Origin of the sequence: Variovorax palleresanus, from assembly GCF_051144945.1 — a bacterium.
In the GTDB taxonomy this organism is placed as follows: Bacteria; Pseudomonadota; Gammaproteobacteria; order Burkholderiales; family Burkholderiaceae_C; genus Variovorax; species Variovorax paradoxus_S.
Genome location: NZ_JBJNVP010000001.1, coordinates 680,017 through 695,998, shown reverse-complemented (window position 1 = coordinate 695,998; position 15,982 = coordinate 680,017). Strand labels below are relative to the sequence as shown.

Here is a 15,982-nt window from a genome sequence, read left to right as displayed (position 1 = left end):
CCAGTCAATCGGCGTATTCGCCGGCGTCCTTGATGACCTTCGACCATCGGACCTTCTCAGCTTCCACAAACTTCTTGTGGCCGGCCGGGCTCAAGCGGTCGTCATTCACCACGGTGAGGCCCAGCGCCTCTTCGCGCTTGATGAGGTCCGGGTCCTTCAAAGCGGTGCGAAGCGCCGCGTTGAGCTTGTCCAACACCGCCGGCGGCGTCCCCTTGGGTGCATACAAGCCGTGCCAGACCTGCACGTCGAAGTCCTTGAGCCCGGACTCCGACAGCGTGGCAGTGTCCTTGAGCGATGGCAGCGGCAGGCGCTTCAGGCTTGTGATGCCGTAGACCTTGACCTTCTTGCCTTCGATCTGCGGGACAGCGTTGGTGGCCTGCTCGCACATGAGATCGACTTGCCCACCAATGAGGTCCGTCATGGCTGGCGCGGTTCCCTTGTAGGGCACCGGGGTCATGTTGGTCTTCAAGGCGTTCTGGAACATCAAGCCGCACAGGTGCGACGCGGAGCCCAGCCCGGCATGGGCCAGGTTGACCTTTCCGCCGTTTGCAGCAATCCACTTGCGCAGATCCGCGAAGCTGTTGGCTTCCAGGCTCGGCTTGCCGATCACCACCGAAGGGGCTTCGTTGATCACACCCAGCATTTCGAAGTCATCAGGCACCTTGTAAGGGAGCTTGCGATACAAGGCCGGCGCGGTTGCCATGCCGATGTGATGCACCAGCAGCGTGTAGCCGTCCGGCGTGGCGCGCGCCACTTTGGCAGAGCCGATGGTGCCGCCGGCACCGGCAGCGTTGTCGACGATCACGGTCTGGCCGAGTGGCTTGCGCAGTGCCTCGGCCAAGTCGCGGGCGATCTTGTCGCTCGGGCCGCCGGCCGCGAACGGCACAACCAGCGTGACGGGCTTGTCCGGAAAGTCTGCGGAGGCCAACGTGGCCAAAGCGAGCAGGCCGATGCCAGCGCCGTAGCGCCAAATGCTTTTCATGGTGTTGTCTCCTTGGGGGCCATCTGCTTCAGGCCGAAAGCGCCTGCATCTCGCGGTACAGATCGGCCTTGCCCTCGAAGCCGATCCCCGGCAAGTCAGGCAGGGTCACGAAGCTGTTCTCGACCTTCACGCCATCGGGGAACCCGCCGAACGGCTGAAACAGGTCGGGGTACGACTCGTTGCCGCCAAGGCCAAGGCCGGCCGCGATGTTCAGCGACATCTGGTGACCGCCGTGCGGGATGCAGCGGCTGGCCGACCAGCCATGTTCCTTCAACATCTCCAGCGTGCGCAGGTACTCCACCAGGCCATAGCTGAGCGCGCAGTCGAACTGCAGCCAGTCGCGGTCCGGACGCATGCCGCCGTAGCGGATCAGGTTGCGCGCATCCTGCATCGAGAAAAGGTCTTCACCCGTGGCCATCGGGTTCTTGTAGAAATTGCGCAGCGCGGCTTGCAATTCGAAGTCCAGCGGATCGCCCGGCTCCTCGTACCAAAACAGGTCGTACTGCGACAGGGCCTTGGCATAGGCAATCGCGGTTTCCAGGTCGAAGCGGCCGTTGGCGTCGACGCAGAGCTTCTGGCCGTCCTGCAGCACTTCCATGATCGAGTCGATGCGGCGCAGGTCTTCGTCCAGAGAGGCTCCGCCGATCTTCTTTTTCACGACCGTATAGCCGCGGTCGATGTAGCTGCGCATCTCGTCCTTCAGCTTCCCATGGTCTTGCCCCGGGTAGTAATAGCCACCCGCCGCGTAGACGAAGATCTTGCGATTGGGCTTGCCGTCGCCATAGCGGTCGGCCAGCAATTGAAACAGCGGCTTGCCTTCGATCTTGGCCACCGCGTCCCACACCGCCATGTCGATGGTGCCGATGGCCACCGAGCGCTCGCCATGGCCGCCCGGCTTCTCATTGGTGAACATCGTGTTCCAGATCTTGTGCGGATCGAGGTTGTTGCCGCTGTCGCTGACGAGGGACGACGGATTCGCTTCCATGATCCGCGGGATGAACCGCTCGCGCATCAGCTTGCCTTGGCCGTAGCGGCCGTTCGAGTTGAAGCCGTAGCCTACGACCGGCTTGCCGCCCTGGATCACGTCGGTGATGACTGCGACAAGGCTCAGCGTCATCTTGCTAAAGTCGATGTAGGCGTTGCGAATGGGCGAGCTGATGGGGATGGTCTTCTCGCGGATTTCGACGATCTTCACGGTTGTCTCCAGAGGGGGTGAGTGGAAGACTGAATGGTCGGCCACGCCGTCTTTTTCGGCCAATGTTCAATTTCTCAACTTCTATGCGCTGGACGAACCGGACATGAACCTGATCTGGCTTGACGACTTCCTGGCGTTGGCAGCAACGGGGAACTTCTCGCGTGCGGCAGATGAGCGCCATAGCTCCCAACCCGCATTCAGCCGTCGCATTCGCGCACTGGAGGAGTGGATCGGCGCCGACTTGTTCGACCGCAGCACGCAGCCAGCCACACTCACCGAAGTTGGCGAATGGTTTGCCGGCGTGGCGCAGGAATTGACCGCGAGGGTGGCCCGCGTGCCGGGCGACGCCAGGAAGATTGCCGAGGCCAGTTCGGTCACCCTGCGCATTGCGTGCACGCATGCGCTTTCCATGACTTTCCTGCCGCGATGGATTCGCAGCCTCGAGTCGAGCATCACGCTGGGGCCCGTGCAGCTCATGTCCGACGTCCTTCAGCGTTGCGAATCGCTGATGCTGCAAAGCAAGGTTCAGTTCGTGCTGAGCCACGCGCATCCTGAAGCGCATGGCGCGCTCGATGCAGACCCGTACAAATCAGCCCGGATCGGTGGGGACTTGCTGATTGCAGTGTCCGCGCCCAATGACTCTGGCAAGCCGCTGCATCAGCTTTCACGCCAGGGGGCATCGGCCGTACCGGTGCTCTTGTACACCGAGGAATCCGGGCTGGGACGCATCATGCGTGCCCTGGTCAGCCGGCGACTGGAGCCGCTGTCTGTCCAGGTTGTTTTCACGGCCCATCTCGCCTCGGTCCTCAGGACGATGGCGCTGGACGGCAGGGGCATCGCATGGCTGCCGCAGACCCTGGTGGAGGAAGACATCGGCCAAGGGCGCCTTGTCGCCGCAGCGAGCAGCGAGTGGGCCGTTCCGCTGGAAATCAGGCTTTATCGAGACAGCGATCTCTTGGGGAAGGCGACGAATGCATTCTGGAGTGCCGCGATCAGGGAGTGAGCGGCCTCGCCGCGCGTGGCACACGGCTTGCATGCTGCTCCCTCGGATAACATTCACGCTGACCGGCCGCCGCCTCCATGTGCCATCGTGGACGGCTTCCCTGGACAAGGTTTATTGATTTGGATACCGAGAACGCTTTCGCCGAACTGGGACTGGCACCTGACGCGACCGAGCGCGAGGTGAAGGCGGCATGGCGCCGGCTGGCCTCGCAATGGCATCCGGACCGCAATGACAGCGCCGGTGCTGTGGCCAAGATGCAGCGCATCAACCAGGCATTCGAAGAGATCCGCCGCGCCGGATTCGGCGCCCCGGCGAACGCCGACGTCGACACGCCCGGCGCACCGGAGAACAACACCCCCGACGGATTCGACGCCAACCAAGCCACGGCAGCATCCCACGCGGACGGAACGCAACGGCAGCGCCGGACCCTGCACCGCAAGGTCAGGATGACCCTGGAGGAAGCGGCCGTCGGTTGCATCAAGGTGCTGCGGGGCAAGGTCACCGACATCTGCGCCACGTGCGCGGGCGCCGGGCACCAGGTGCTGGGCGGAAATTGCGCTCGGTGCGGGGGATCGGGCGCGATCCCGAAGCGCTCCTTTTTCGGTTGGCCCGCTGGTGTGGCCGAGTGCGAGGCTTGCTTGGGCGGCGGCATCGCGAGGCAGCCGTGCGCGGCGTGCAGCGGGGTCGGCAAGATGGCACCGCGCGGCTACAAGATGAACGTGCGCATTCCGCACGGAGTGCGCGACGGCGATCTGCTCCATGTCGACGGACGTCGCGTGCGCGCCGAAGGCCCTTCCACCGACGTCGAGATTCGCGTCGAGGTGTCGGAGCACGCGTTCCTAAAGCTCGACGACGACGGCACCATTCGATGCGAAATGCCGGTCGATGGATTCGCATGGATCGCCAATCGGCAGGTCAAGGTGCCGACCGTCACCGGCTTCCAGGCGCTGCAGTTGAGCCGCGACCTGCTGTCCTACCGCTTGAAGGGCCAGGGCTTCCCGGTACAGCGCCGCGGCACGCGTGGCGACCAACTGGTCACGCTGGTGCCGATATTTCCACAACAGCTCAGCACCGATCAGCAGATCCTGCTCGACCAGCTCTTGGCCACCAGCTCGGGCGCCGGCGGAGAAGCATTGGACGACCGCCTTCGCACATGGAATCGGAATTTACGCGCTTGGGAACGAAGCCTGTAGACGGCGGTATCTGTCCTGCGGGAGGAGCCTATGATGTTGCGCTGCGGTAGCCGCATGAGGGCTGGCTTGGATTGCCGCTGACACGACGGTGCGGTAGCCTTCTGGCTCCAATACAGCCAGGAGTCTGTCGATGCCCAGTCGCTTATTTCTTTCCACTGGCGCTGCCGTCGCAGCCACCGCGCTGATCATCGGTTGCGGTGCCATGCGTTCATCGGGCGGCAACCCCATGAGCTTCTTCATCACCAGCGTCAACCCCGGCAAGGGCGGCGACCTCGGAGGCTTGGCCGGAGCCGACCGCTTCTGCCAGTCGCTCGCCACGAGTGCGGGGGCGGGCAACAAAACGTGGCGCGCTTATTTGAGCACCGCTGCCGCGGACGGGCAGCCGGCTGTCAATGCGCGCGACCGGATCGGCGCTGGTCCTTGGACCAATGCCAAGGGAGTGGTTGTCGCCACCAGCGTGGCCGACCTGCACAGCGCCAACGCCAAGCTCGGCAAGGACACCTCGCTGACCGAGAAGGGCGAGGTTGTCTCCGGCGCCGGCGATCCGGTCAACCGCCACGACATCCTCACCGGCTCGCGCCCTGACGGCACCGTGGCCGTGCCCGAGCCCGGTAAGGACACCACATGCGGCAATTGGACCAAAAGCGACGGCGGCTCCGCCATCGTGGGTCACCACGACCGCAAGGGCACCAATCCCGACCCAGTAGCCAATGCTTCGTGGAACTCTTCGCACGGTACGCGCGGCTGCAGCGTCGACCAACTCAAAATGAGCGGCAGCGCTGGGCTGATGTACTGCTTCGCGACGAACTGACTTTGGCAGATGGGGCGGGCCTCGGCCCGCGTCGTCTCGACGAGGCTGTCACTTTGCCCAGTTCGCGCATGACCCCGCGTCTTTGCGCAAGTGCTTGATTCTTTATTCCGGCGCCATGCCCGCGAGTTGCTTCGCGGACCCGCGCAGTCCGTTCAGGATGCCGTCGCTGACGTGGCCCGGAAAGCCGCGGGGCAGGGCGGCCGCCACCTTGTCGATGACGGCGGGCGTCTGTTCCAGGATGCGCTCGATGATCGGCTCCGCCGAAGACGCAAAGAAGCACCTGGCCGCCATGGCATTGAAGTGCCGGCGCTGGATGTCCTTCATCAGGTAGTGCCGGTTCTTGCCCGAGACCGCCATGGCCAGCTTGGCGCGGTGCCAGTTGAACTGGTTCGGGCCGGTGCCCGCCGCGGGCCAGATCGACATCACGTCGTAGAGCGGAGTCATCCTAAACAGGCCGCCGGCGAGCAGGTGCAGGCTGAAGTTCTTGGCATGGCCATCGGGTGCGGCCAGCATCCAGAACAGGATCTGCGTGGTGAGCAGCGTGCGCAGGTCCGCCTCGGCGTTCTCCGACTGCCGCAGGATGCGCGCGAGGTCTTCGACGCCGGGGCCGCCGTCGGCTTCGTACTTGGCGTGCGGCGGCACGCCCAGGGCCTGGCAGAAATCCTCCTGCGGAAGCCGCAGATACCAGCTGCCGTCGGGGTGCAGCTGGCGGTCGAATCGCGCCACGCTCAGCACCTTTTGCCGGCCGAAGGTGTGGATGTCGGTCTGCGCGACCGGCAGCCCGAACTCCCGCAGGATATTGAGGCACAGCCACTCGTTCTCCACTGAAGTGCCGAGGTCGATCTTCCTGTTGCCCACCAGGCCCAGGGGCAGCTTGAGGATGTGCGTGGTGGGCGTCGCGCCATGCGGGCGCAGCCACTTTCCCTTGTGCCGCAGCAGCGCGGTTTTCTCTTGGGCACCGGCCAGCGAGATGCGGAAGTCGTCTTCGTCGGCGTTCGCGCCGAAGGCCGCGGAGGAAACCGTTTGCTCGAGGAGCTGTTCGATGGCTTCATCGCCGAGCACCGTGGCGTCGATGCCTTGCACGTTGCCGGGTGTTTCGTCTTCCTCGAGCAACTGCACGGCACCGACGCAGTCGCGTCCGATGGCCCTCAGCAGGTCGAAGGGATCGACCGAGCCTGTGCCGAACCGGCTGGCAATGCGCTTGCGGATGGCGTCGCTGTCGGGCAGCAGGTTGTCGAAATAGTTCTGCACTCGCTCGCCCCGGAGCGGTGCCTCGTCGACGCCGAAGGGCAGCGAGAGCGACAGCGGCCGGCCGGCCGGCGAATCCTTCCAGGCACGGTCGTACTGGAGCTCGACCGCGCCGCGCGCCGGAATGCGCCAGATGCCGACCCGCAAGCCGTTGGCCCAGATCGAGAGCGTCTGGGCGTGGGATTTCCTGCCCATGTCACCAGCTCCCCGGCGCGCTGGCCGGGTGCTTGTCGTGCGCCGTCACGCGCAGCTCGTACAAGCTCATCAAGGCGAGCAGCTGTTCGAACGTCAGCGACGAGGGGTCTGTTTCGAGCACCGACAGGCGGCTCTGGCTCATGCCGACGCGCGCGGCCGCCGCGGCCTGCGTGAGTCCCTTGGCCTTGCGGGCGGACATGAGGAGGTGAGCCAGCTGCACCGGATTCGACAAGGGGTACTGCATGCAAATTATTCGTGATGCGAATAAGTGCACTTTATCTCCCTAACACATAATTGTCAATTATCTTCCTGACGAATAAACGACGAATATTTGAGATGCGCTGAACAGCGCCTCCCGGCTGCTTTGTTTTGTCACAAAGAGACACAAATTGTCGTTTGCGGGTTGCGCCGACTGCCCCTTCCATCGAAATCTCGACCGTTTCCGACAAAGTGCGTCCACATCGACGACAAGAAACCGAAATGCGTCAGCGGCACGCAGTGTGCGTATCGACGTGGTCTCCCGCTTTGACATTCGTCATTCCATCGGGGCATCAACACACAAAAAATCTCATGAAGAAAATGAAGCACACAAGCCCCCGTTCGCGCGCTGCGGGTGCTCTGATGACCTCGCTCTTGCTGGTGGCCTGCGGGGGTGGCGGCGGTGGCGGCGGCGCGACGGGCTTGCCCTCAGTGGCAACTGCATCCGCATCCACGACATCGACATCTACTGCTGCAGATCCCGCTCCTGCTCCTGCTCCTGCTCCTGCTCCTGCTCCTGCTCCTGCTCCTGCTCCTGCTCCTGCTCCTGCTCCTGCTCCTGCTCCTGCTCCTGCTCCTGCTCCTGCTCTTGGACCTGGTCCTGCACCTGCGCCTGGACCTGCAATCACCTCGGACAGCCTGAGCGGCGGATTTGCCGGCGAGGTCACCGGAGGCGGCAAGGTCGCGGCCATCACGGTGTCTACCGCTGCGCAAATGCAGGCTGCCATTGACGGCTACACCGGCGACGGTGGGCTCGTGATCCGCTACAACGGAACGTTCGATTTCGCCAGCATCACCGATGCCTGCACGCAGTGGAAGTTGCCGGCCGGCGCCATCGTCGATATCGAGGACAAAAGCAACATCACCATCGAGGGCGCGGACAACTCGTCGGCCAACTTCGGGCTGGCCATCAAGGCCGATGCCACCAACATCATCATCCGCAACATGACGATCGGCCTGCTGCCGGGTTCGATCGATGCGATCGGCATCGAGGGGCAGAGCGGCAAGTTCCCGGGCCACATCTGGATCGACCACAACACACTGTTCAGCAGCCTGAAGGAATGCTCGGGCGCTGGCGACCTGGAGTTCGACGGACTGCTCGACAACAAGGCCGGCGCGCACCACATCACCTATTCCTACAACCACATCCACGATCACCACAAGGTCGGCCTCATCGGCTCGAGCGACAGTGATTCCAGCGATCGCTTCATCACCTTCCATCACAACGTCTACGAGAACGTCGGCTCACGCCTGCCGCTGCAGCGCGGCGGCTACACGCACCTGTACAACAACCTGTACAGCGGCGTGATCACCTCGGGTGCCAACATCCGCATGGGCGGCTTTTCGCTGATCGAAGGCAACTACTTCGAGAACGCGAAGAATCCCGTGACCTCGCGCGACAGCTCGGCGATCGGCTTCTGGGAACTGCGCAACAACAACATCAAGACACCGGCCGACTTCAGCACCTTCGGGATCACCTGGGTGGCCAGTTCGTCCTCTCCGTCGCGCGACGCGACCGACTGGATCACGACTGGCACCTTTCCGGTTGCCATCCCCTACGCGTACACGGCGCACGACCCGGCCTGCGTGAAGCAGAAGCTGCCTGCGGTGGCTGGCGCGGGCAAGGCGCTCGCCCGTCTCAGCTGCAGCTGACGGCGGCGCTCGCGATGGCGAGTCGCCAGCCGTTGCAGCGTTTCAAAAGCGATGCGCTGCCGCAGCTGGCAGCTTCCGCCTGAGCCTCGATAGCCAGCGCGCGCCGGCATCGAAGCCGCGGCAGGCACCGAGCGCGATGGCGCCGGTCACGGCCAGCATGGCCACGGTGTGAACGCCGACCGCCGCAAACGCCAGCATCAGCGAGCCCGATGCGCCGGTCTCGCGGGCCGAGGCATCGCCCATGCACAGCGGGATCAACGCCGGCACCAGCATCAGGCCGGCGCCGTGCGCAGTGGACACCATGAAGGACCAGAGCGCCATACCCGCATGCCCGGCCGGCGCGCGCGCCGCGCTCGGTGTGCGGCTCGACAAGTGAAGCACCGCAAAGACGACGATCAGCACGCCCGCCGAAATCTGCAGCACCACGCGGTCCATCGACACGCCGAAGGCCACCGCCGCGGCCACGAGCGCCACCGAGGCAGCGTGCCCGATGACGATCGGCACCAGGGCCCGCAAGGCTTGCGTGCGGTCGCGTGAGCGCACGCCCCAGGCCGCGGCCCACATCCAGCCGGTGGCGGGGTTCAGCCCGTGAAGGGCACCGACGCCCGCCACCGCCAGCCACGGCCAGAGATTTGCCATGACGTTCTCGCAGGTTCAGCGCGCTCGGCGTTCAGTCCGGCGCGTGGCAGCACGAACCCGCCGCGGCCGCCGGCTTCGCCATGGGCGCCGGCTCGTAGCGGTCGTGGTGCCGCACCCAGTCCATCGCATGGACCGGGTTGGGCTCATCCCTTCCCTTGGGCGTGAGATCGAGCAGGTTGTAGGTGCCCATCATGGCTTCCACGCCGCGCTCGTAGGTCGAGTAGGTGTGGAAGACCTCGCCCGCATCGTTCCTGTAGAACACGCTGATGCCGGGAGCCTCTTGCGCCGGAAACGGCCGCACGCTGTAGTTGTAGTAGACCTCGCCCTTGCCTTCGGCCCACTCCTGCGGCTTGAAGCTGACGTTGAAGTCGTAGTTGAAGTCGCTGCCGTGCGACGACACCCACTTGAACTGCCAGCCCATGCGGCGGCGAAAGCGCTCGATCTCGGCCAGCGGCGCGCGCGAAACCACCAGCAGCGTGACGTCGCGGTTCTCCAGGTGCACCTTCATCCCGTCGAGGTGATCGGACATGTAGGAGCAGCTCGGGCAGCCCTGCTCCCAATCGGGGCCGAGCATGAAGTGCTGCACCAGCAACTGCCGGCGGCCTTCGAACAGGTCGGCCAGCGCACGCGGGCCCTCGGGTGTGTCGAAGACGTAGTTCTTGTCGACGCGGCTCCACGGCAGCGCGCGGCGCTCGCGGGCGATCTGGTCGCGCAAGTGGGTCAGTTCCTTTTCGCGGGCCAGCAGCGCCTTGCGCTGGGCGAGCCATCGGTCCTTCGACACGACGGGATGGTTGGCGGTGCTGGTTTCGGCGATGGCGGTGTTCATGCGTTTCTCCTTCGCCTTTCAGGCCTTGGCGGTTCTCGGGCGACGCACGGCGCGGACCTTGCCGCTGCCGCCACCACCGCAATAGAAGAGGTCGGCGCCATCGGACTCGAGCCCGCTCACGCCCGCGCCGCGCGGCATCTCCAGGCGCTCGAGCACGGCGCCGTCGGCGGGGTCGATGCGGCGCAGTTCGCTCTCGTCGTTCTCCCAGGTGCCGTGCCACAGCTCGCCGTCGACCCAGGTCACGCCGGTGACGAAGCGGTTCGATTCGATGGTGCGCAACACAGCGCCGCTGACCGGATCGATCTGGTGGATCTTGCGATCGCGGTGTTGCCCGACCCACAGGCTGCCCTCGGCCCAGGTCAGCCCCGAGTCGCCGCCGTGGCCGGGCGCAGGGATCGATGACAGCACCTTGCCGCTGGCCGGATCGATCTTGTCGATGCGCGCCTCGGCAATCTGGTAGAGGTAGGTGCCGTCGAAGGCGGTGCCTGCATCGCAGACGCAATCGAGGGTGCGCGTGGTCTCGCCGCTCGCGGGATCGAAGGCGACCAGCTTCGTCCCCGCAGCCGCCCAGACGCGCTGGCCGTCGTGGGTCACGCCGGCCACGCTGCCGTCACCGCCAAAGGGCCCGTATTCGCGCACGATCTCGGCCGCATGCGGCACGACCTGGGACTTGTCTTTCTTGCTGGCTGTGGTGCTGTTCATCAGTTGCTCCTTGTGTGGGCGGGCGCCGGGATCGGTGCCGTGGAGACAACTCTATTCAATCGGCAGCGCGGCGGGGAGTAACAAGATCGTCGTGAATCCCGCGAGCGGCGGCGCCAGCCAGCGCTGCGCCCGCGCCCGGCCGATCGAGCGCACCCGGCCTTCGGCCTCCAGTTCGGCGAGCGCGCGCTGGACCGTGCGCTGGCTGGCGCCCAGTGCCAGCGCCAGCGCCGAGGTCGACCAGGCCGCGCCATCGGACAGCAGCGCCACCAGTGAGGCCTGCTCGCCGTCGATGGGCGGCGCCAGCACGACCACGTCGCGTGCATCGCGCGGCTTGAGCGCAAAGCCGCGCGCGGTGGCCTCGATGCCGGCCTGCGCCGCGACCAGCGCGCGCAGCCGGCCGATCTCGACCCGCAGGCGCGCGCGATGCGTCTCGTCGGGGCGGCGGGTGTTGAACGCGTAAGCGATCAAGGCTTCGCGGTCGACGTCGCCGGGCCACGCCTCGGCCAATGCGCGTGCCAGTGCGAAGAGCACCGGCCGGCGCGCCAGCGGCCGCCAGGCTTGGCCGCTGCCCACGCCGCGGCGGCAGGCGTCGACCACCAGCGCGTCGGAGGCCAGCAGCGCCGCGACTTCGCCCAGGCGCAGCGGCTGCTCGCCACCGGGAAAGAGGCGCCGGGCGGCGGGGCGGTCGAGCGCGGCCTGCGTCTCCGCCACCTCGGCCAGCAGCGCCGGCACGCGCGCGCGGCCGGCCGCCTCGTGCGCACGGGCGAGCGCGGCGCGTGCCGGACCGATGTGCAGCGAGCGCAGCGCCAGCTCCGCCGCGGTCAGCTCGGCCACCGCGGCCAGCGAAGGAGGCAGGTCGCGTGCATCCAGCGGCGCCAGTGCAGCCGCGGCCGCTTCCAGTCGGCCGAGCAGCAGCAGCCGGCGCGCCGCGATGAGCCGCGCCTGCATCGCGTTGGCGCGGTCGGCGTGCGCATCGAGCGTGGCCGCTGCCGCCGCCAGCGCGCGCGGCGAGCCGCCGAAATCGCGCATGGCCATGGCCACCTCGGCCTCGGCCACGACGCAGCGTGCACGCGCCAGTTCTTCGTGGGCCCCGAAGCCGCGGCTGGCACGCCGCAGCAGTTCGCGCGCGCGCGGATGCTCGCCCAGCTGGGCCATCGCGATGCCGCGCAGGGCCAGTGCGGGCGGGTCTTCGCGCAGGGCGACCCGCTTGAGGGCGCCGAGTGCGTCGCCGGCGGCGAGCGCACGCGCGGAAGCGGCAATCAGGGAATCCATGCCGCGAGGTTACCCGGCGCGGCGCTTCACGCAGCCTTCGCGTTATTCGAGCAGCGCCCGGTGAACCCGGATCGCCTCGGCCGAGACCGGGTTCAGTTCCCCGGATCCGTCGGCGTCCAGGTGCGCGAGCAGCTCCCTGCGCATGCGCGGTTCCCAGAAGCGCTTGAGATGCTGCGCCAGGTCGTGCAGGGCTTCGCTGCGGTCGGGCATGGCCTCGAAGAAGCTGCCCATCTGGTTCACCATGCGAATCAACTGGTCGACGTGCATTGCAGAAAAACCTCAGGCGTTGGCGGGCAGGCCGTTCAGCCGCCACGGGTGGGTGTAGATGACCAGGTCGTCGCCGCGCACGAAGCCCGCCAGCGTCAGGCCGGCGTCTTGCGCGACCGCCGTGGCCAGCGAGGTCGAGGCCGACACCGCCGCCAGCAGCGGCACGCCGGCCGCGACGGTCTTCTGCACCATCTCGAAACTCGCGCGGCTGGTTACGGCGATGAAGCCCGCGGCGGCGTCCACCGTGCTTTTTGCGAGCGCGCCCACGAGCTTGTCGAGCGCGTTGTGCCGCCCGACGTCCTCGCGCACCAGCAGGGCTTCGCCATTTGCGGTGCACCAGGCCGCCGCGTGCACGGCGCCGGTGACCTTCTGCAGCACCTGCAGCGATGCAAGCTCCCGCATGCCGCGGGCGACGGCATTTTTCGAAAGCGCCGGGCCGTGCGGCAGGGGAGGCAGCGCACGCGCCACATGCGCCAGGCTCTCGGTGCCGCACAACCCGCAGCCGGTGCGTCCGGCCATCGAGCGGCGGCGCTCTTTCAGCCGCGCGAAAGCCGCGCCCGCCACGTCGAGCTTGAGCGTGATGCCTTCGGGCGCAAACTCCTCCTCGATGCCGTAGAGCTCGCCGCGCCCGAGCAGGATGCCCTCGCTGAGCGCGAAGCCCAGCGCAAAGTCCGCCAGGTCGGTCGGCGTTGCAAGCATCACGGCGTGCGCGATGCCGTTGAACTCCAGCGCGACCGGCACCTCCACGGCCACCCAGTCGCGGTTGTCGAAAGCCTGGCGTGCGCGCACGCCGCGCACGGGCAAGAGCTCCGCACCTCCTGGCCGCAGCGGTATGTCGGCCAGGTTCATTTGGCTGCCGCCGTTTCTGCCGCCTGTTCGAGCCGCTTGTTCAGCAGCTCTTCCTGCAGGGCATTGAACCGGCTGTACTCCTGCTGCCATTCGGAAGGCTGCATCACCGGCATCACCTGCACCGCGGTCACCTTGAACTCGGGGCAGTTGGTGGCCCAGTCGGAGTTGTCGGTGGTGATCACGTTGGCGCCCGATTCGGGGAAGTGGAAGGTGGTGTACACCACGCCCGGCTGCACGCGCTCGGTGATGGTGGCCCGCAGCACGGTTTCGCCGGCCCGGCTCTTGATGCCGACCCAGTCGCCCTCGGCGATGCCGCGGTCCTCGGCGTCGTTCGGATGGATTTCCAGCCGGTCCTCGCTGTGCCACTGGTTGTTCTCGGTACGGCGGGTCTGCGCGCCCACGTTGTACTGCGAGAGGATGCGCCCGGTGGTCAGGATCAGCGGGTACATGCGCGTGACCTTCTCGTCGGTCGGCACGTACTGCGTGATGATGAACTTGCCCTTGCCGCGCACGAACTCGCCGATGTGCATGGTCGGCGTGCCCTCTGGCGCGGCCTCGTTGCACGGCCATTGCACGCTGCCCAGCCTTGCCAGCTTGGCGTAGCTCACGCCCGTGAAGGTCGGCGTGAGTGCGGCGATCTCGTTCATGATCTCTTCGGCGCTCGCGTAGTTCATGGGGTAGCCCAGCGCGTTGGAGAGCAGCTGCGTCACTTCCCAGTCGGCATAGCCGGCCTTGGGCGGCATGACCTTGGTGACGCGCGAGATGCGGCGCTCGGCGTTGGTGAAGGTGCCGTCCTTCTCCAGGAACGACGCGCCCGGCAGGAACACGTGGGCGTACTTGGCGGTTTCGTTCAGGAACAGGTCCTGCACCACGATGCATTCCATCGCCATCATGGCCTCGGCCACGTGCTGCGTGTTCGGGTCCGACTGGACCACGTCCTCGCCTTCGCAATACAGGCCCTTGAAGCTGCCGGTGATGGCGGCATCGAACATGTTGGGAATGCGCAGGCCCGGTTCGGGCCGCAGCTCCACGCCCCAGGCGGATTCGAAACTGCCGCGCGCGGTGCTGTCCGACACATGGCGATAGCCCGGCAGCTCGTGCGGGAACGATCCCATGTCGCAGGAACCCTGCACGTTGTTCTGGCCGCGCAGCGGATTCACGCCCACGCCTTCGCGGCCCACGTTGCCGGTGGCCATGGCCAGGTTGGCGATGCCCATCACCATGGTCGAGCCCTGGCTGTGCTCCGTGACGCCCAGGCCGTAGTAGATGGCGGCGTTCCGCTTGCCGTCGTGGCCCAGTGCGAACAGCCGCGCGGCGGCGCGCAGGTCGGCGGCCGGCACGCCGGTCACCGCTTCCATCGCCTCGGGCGAATTGGCCGGGCGCGCGACGAATTCGCGCCACTCGTTGAACGACTTGGCCTCGCAGCGCTCGGCCACGAAGGCTTCGTCGACCAGGCCTTCGGTCACGATCACATGCGCCATCGCGCTGATCACCGCCACGTTGGTGCCGGGCTTGAGCTTGAGGTGATGGTCGGCCTTGACGTGCGGCGACTTCACCAGGTCGATGGTGCGCGGGTCGATCACGATCAGCCGCGCACCGGCACGCAGGCGCCGCTTCATGCGCGAGGCGAACACCGGGTGGCCGTCCGACGGGTTGGCGCCGATCACCATGATCACGTCGGACTTCTCGACCGACTTGAAGGTCTGCGTGCCGGCCGACTCGCCCATGGTCTGCTTCAGCCCGTAGCCGGTGGGCGAGTGGCACACGCGCGCGCAGGTGTCGACGTTGTTGTTGCCGAAGGCCGCGCGCACCAGCTTCTGCACCAGGTAGCCCTCTTCGTTGCTGCAGCGCGAGGACACCAGCCCGCCGATGGAATCGGTGCCGTACTTGGCCTGGATGCGGCGGAACTCGCTGGCGGCGTAATTGACGGCTTCGTCCCAGCTCACCTCCTGCCACGGGTCGGTGATCTTGCTGCGGATCATGGGCTTTAGCACCCGGTCCTTGTGGGTGGCGTAGCCCCAGGCGAAGCGGCCCTTCACGCACGAATGGCCTTCATTGGCCTTGCCGTCCTTCCAGGGCACCATGCGCACCACTTCGTTGCCCTTCATCTCGGCCTTGAAGCCGCAGCCCACGCCGCAGTACGCGCAGGTGGTGATGGCGCTGTGCTCGGGCTGGCCCAGCCAGATCACCGACTTCTCCTGCAGCGTGGCGGTGGGGCAGGCCTGCACGCAGGCGCCGCAGCTCACGCACTCGGATTCCATGAAGGGCTGGTCCTGGCCCGGCGACACGCGCGATTCGAAGCCGCGTCCGCTGATGGTGAGCGCGAAGGTGCCTTGCGTCTCTTCGCAGGCGCGCACGCAGCGGTTGCAGACGATGCACTTGGACGGGTCGTAGGTGAAGTAGGGGTTGGACTCGTCCTTGGCGCTCTTCAGGTGATTGGCGCCGTCATAGCCGTAGCGCACGTTGCGCAGACCCGTGACGCCGGCCATGTCCTGCAGCTCGCAGTCGCCGTTGGCGGCGCAGGTGAGGCAGTCGAGCGGATGGTCGGAGATGTAGAGCTCCATCACGCCCTTGCGCAGCTCCTGCAGCCTCGGGCTTTGCGTGCGCACCTTCATGCCGGCCTCGGCCGGCGTGGTGCACGACGCCGGGTAGCCCTTGCGCCCGTCGATCTCCACCAGGCAGAGCCGGCAGGAGCCGAAGGGTTCGAGGCTGTCGGTCGCGCACAGCTTGGGCACCTGCACGCCGGCATCGACGGCCGCGCGCATCAGCGAGGTGCCCTTGGCCACCGTCACCGGCGTGCCGTCGATCTCTAGCGTGACTTCCTCGATGGATTCGCGCCGGGGCGTGCCGTAGTCGATCTCTTGCGATGGGTTCAGCATGGGGGTGTCT

Annotated in this window: 16 protein-coding genes; 4 read left to right on the top strand and 12 right to left on the bottom strand. The window is 66.5% G+C overall.

Translation table 11 applies throughout. The features are described 5' to 3' along the window. Positions 1-4: 4 nt before the first annotated feature. The gene (locus ACJ7Z0_RS03285) at positions 5-982 is read right to left on the bottom strand and encodes a tripartite tricarboxylate transporter substrate-binding protein (RefSeq protein WP_434788658.1); all 978 of its coding nucleotides are present in this window, start codon (positions 980-982) and stop codon (positions 5-7) included. Between the two features lie 28 nt (positions 983-1,010). Then, positions 1,011-2,177 carry a mandelate racemase/muconate lactonizing enzyme family protein gene (locus ACJ7Z0_RS03280; RefSeq protein ID WP_434788657.1) on the bottom strand — a complete coding sequence of 389 codons (1,167 nt, stop codon included), beginning with the start codon at positions 2,175-2,177 and terminating at the stop codon, positions 1,011-1,013. 103 nt (positions 2,178-2,280) lie between these two features. On the opposite strand from ACJ7Z0_RS03280, the gene ACJ7Z0_RS03275 reads away from it, so the two are divergent. From ACJ7Z0_RS03275 to ACJ7Z0_RS03265, 3 genes are all read left to right on the top strand, one after another. Then, positions 2,281-3,180, top strand: coding sequence for a LysR substrate-binding domain-containing protein (locus ACJ7Z0_RS03275; RefSeq protein ID WP_434788763.1), 900 nt, complete (start codon positions 2,281-2,283; stop codon positions 3,178-3,180). Between the two features lie 119 nt (positions 3,181-3,299). Continuing rightward, positions 3,300-4,373 (top strand): DnaJ C-terminal domain-containing protein, encoded by a 1,074-nt coding sequence (locus tag ACJ7Z0_RS03270; RefSeq protein ID WP_434788656.1) that lies wholly within the window; start codon positions 3,300-3,302, stop codon positions 4,371-4,373. Between the two features lie 130 nt (positions 4,374-4,503). After that, positions 4,504-5,184, top strand: a complete 681-nt coding sequence (locus ACJ7Z0_RS03265) for a hypothetical protein (protein ID WP_434788655.1) — start codon at positions 4,504-4,506, stop codon at positions 5,182-5,184. 102 nt (positions 5,185-5,286) lie between these two features. Here the strand turns inward: ACJ7Z0_RS03265 and ACJ7Z0_RS03260 are convergent, their stop codons facing one another. The 3 genes from ACJ7Z0_RS03260 to ACJ7Z0_RS03250 form a co-directional block, all read right to left on the bottom strand. Continuing rightward, on the bottom strand, positions 5,287-6,627 hold the full coding sequence (locus ACJ7Z0_RS03260) for a type II toxin-antitoxin system HipA family toxin (protein ID WP_434788654.1): 1,341 nt from the start codon (positions 6,625-6,627) through the stop codon (positions 5,287-5,289). Between the two features lies 1 nt (position 6,628). Next, complete coding sequence (locus tag ACJ7Z0_RS03255) at positions 6,629-6,871, bottom strand: helix-turn-helix domain-containing protein (RefSeq protein WP_434788653.1); 243 nt, start codon at positions 6,869-6,871, stop codon at positions 6,629-6,631. Between the two features lie 480 nt (positions 6,872-7,351). After that, entirely contained in the window at positions 7,352-7,510 is a 159-nt protein-coding gene (locus tag ACJ7Z0_RS03250) for a hypothetical protein (protein ID WP_434788652.1), read from the bottom strand. On the opposite strand from ACJ7Z0_RS03250, the gene ACJ7Z0_RS03245 reads away from it, so the two are divergent. Beyond that, positions 7,510-8,538, top strand: coding sequence for a pectate lyase family protein (locus ACJ7Z0_RS03245; RefSeq protein ID WP_491851336.1), 1,029 nt, complete (start codon positions 7,510-7,512; stop codon positions 8,536-8,538). The genes ACJ7Z0_RS03250 and ACJ7Z0_RS03245 overlap by 1 nt on opposite strands. A 42-nt stretch (positions 8,539-8,580) precedes the next feature. Here the strand turns inward: ACJ7Z0_RS03245 and ACJ7Z0_RS03240 are convergent, their stop codons facing one another. Genes ACJ7Z0_RS03240 through fdhF form a run of 7 tightly spaced genes read right to left on the bottom strand, consistent with a single transcriptional unit; the run spans position 8,581 to position 15,972 of the window. Further along, positions 8,581-9,177 carry a hypothetical protein gene (locus ACJ7Z0_RS03240; RefSeq protein ID WP_434788650.1) on the bottom strand — a complete coding sequence of 199 codons (597 nt, stop codon included), beginning with the start codon at positions 9,175-9,177 and terminating at the stop codon, positions 8,581-8,583. Positions 9,178-9,208: 31 nt separating this feature from the next. Then, on the bottom strand, positions 9,209-10,003 hold the full coding sequence (locus ACJ7Z0_RS03235) for a DUF899 domain-containing protein (RefSeq protein ID WP_434788649.1): 795 nt from the start codon (positions 10,001-10,003) through the stop codon (positions 9,209-9,211). 18 nt (positions 10,004-10,021) lie between these two features. Beyond that, a complete protein-coding gene (locus ACJ7Z0_RS03230) occupies positions 10,022-10,705 on the bottom strand; it encodes a Vgb family protein (protein WP_434788648.1) in 684 nt (227 codons plus the stop codon). A gap of 51 nt (positions 10,706-10,756) precedes the next feature. After that, complete coding sequence (locus ACJ7Z0_RS03225; protein ID WP_434788647.1) at positions 10,757-11,977, bottom strand: helix-turn-helix domain-containing protein; 1,221 nt, start codon at positions 11,975-11,977, stop codon at positions 10,757-10,759. A 42-nt stretch (positions 11,978-12,019) separates the two neighbouring features. Continuing rightward, a complete protein-coding gene (locus tag ACJ7Z0_RS03220) occupies positions 12,020-12,244 on the bottom strand; it encodes a formate dehydrogenase subunit delta (RefSeq protein WP_093014171.1) in 225 nt (74 codons plus the stop codon). Positions 12,245-12,256: 12 nt separating this feature from the next. Next, entirely contained in the window at positions 12,257-13,093 is an 837-nt protein-coding gene (gene fdhD, locus ACJ7Z0_RS03215; RefSeq protein WP_431120676.1) for a formate dehydrogenase accessory sulfurtransferase FdhD, read from the bottom strand. Continuing rightward, positions 13,090-15,972, bottom strand: coding sequence for a formate dehydrogenase subunit alpha (gene fdhF, locus ACJ7Z0_RS03210; protein WP_434788646.1), 2,883 nt, complete (start codon positions 15,970-15,972; stop codon positions 13,090-13,092). Before fdhF ends, fdhD begins: the two co-directional genes overlap by 4 nt. Positions 15,973-15,982 lie beyond the last annotated feature (10 nt).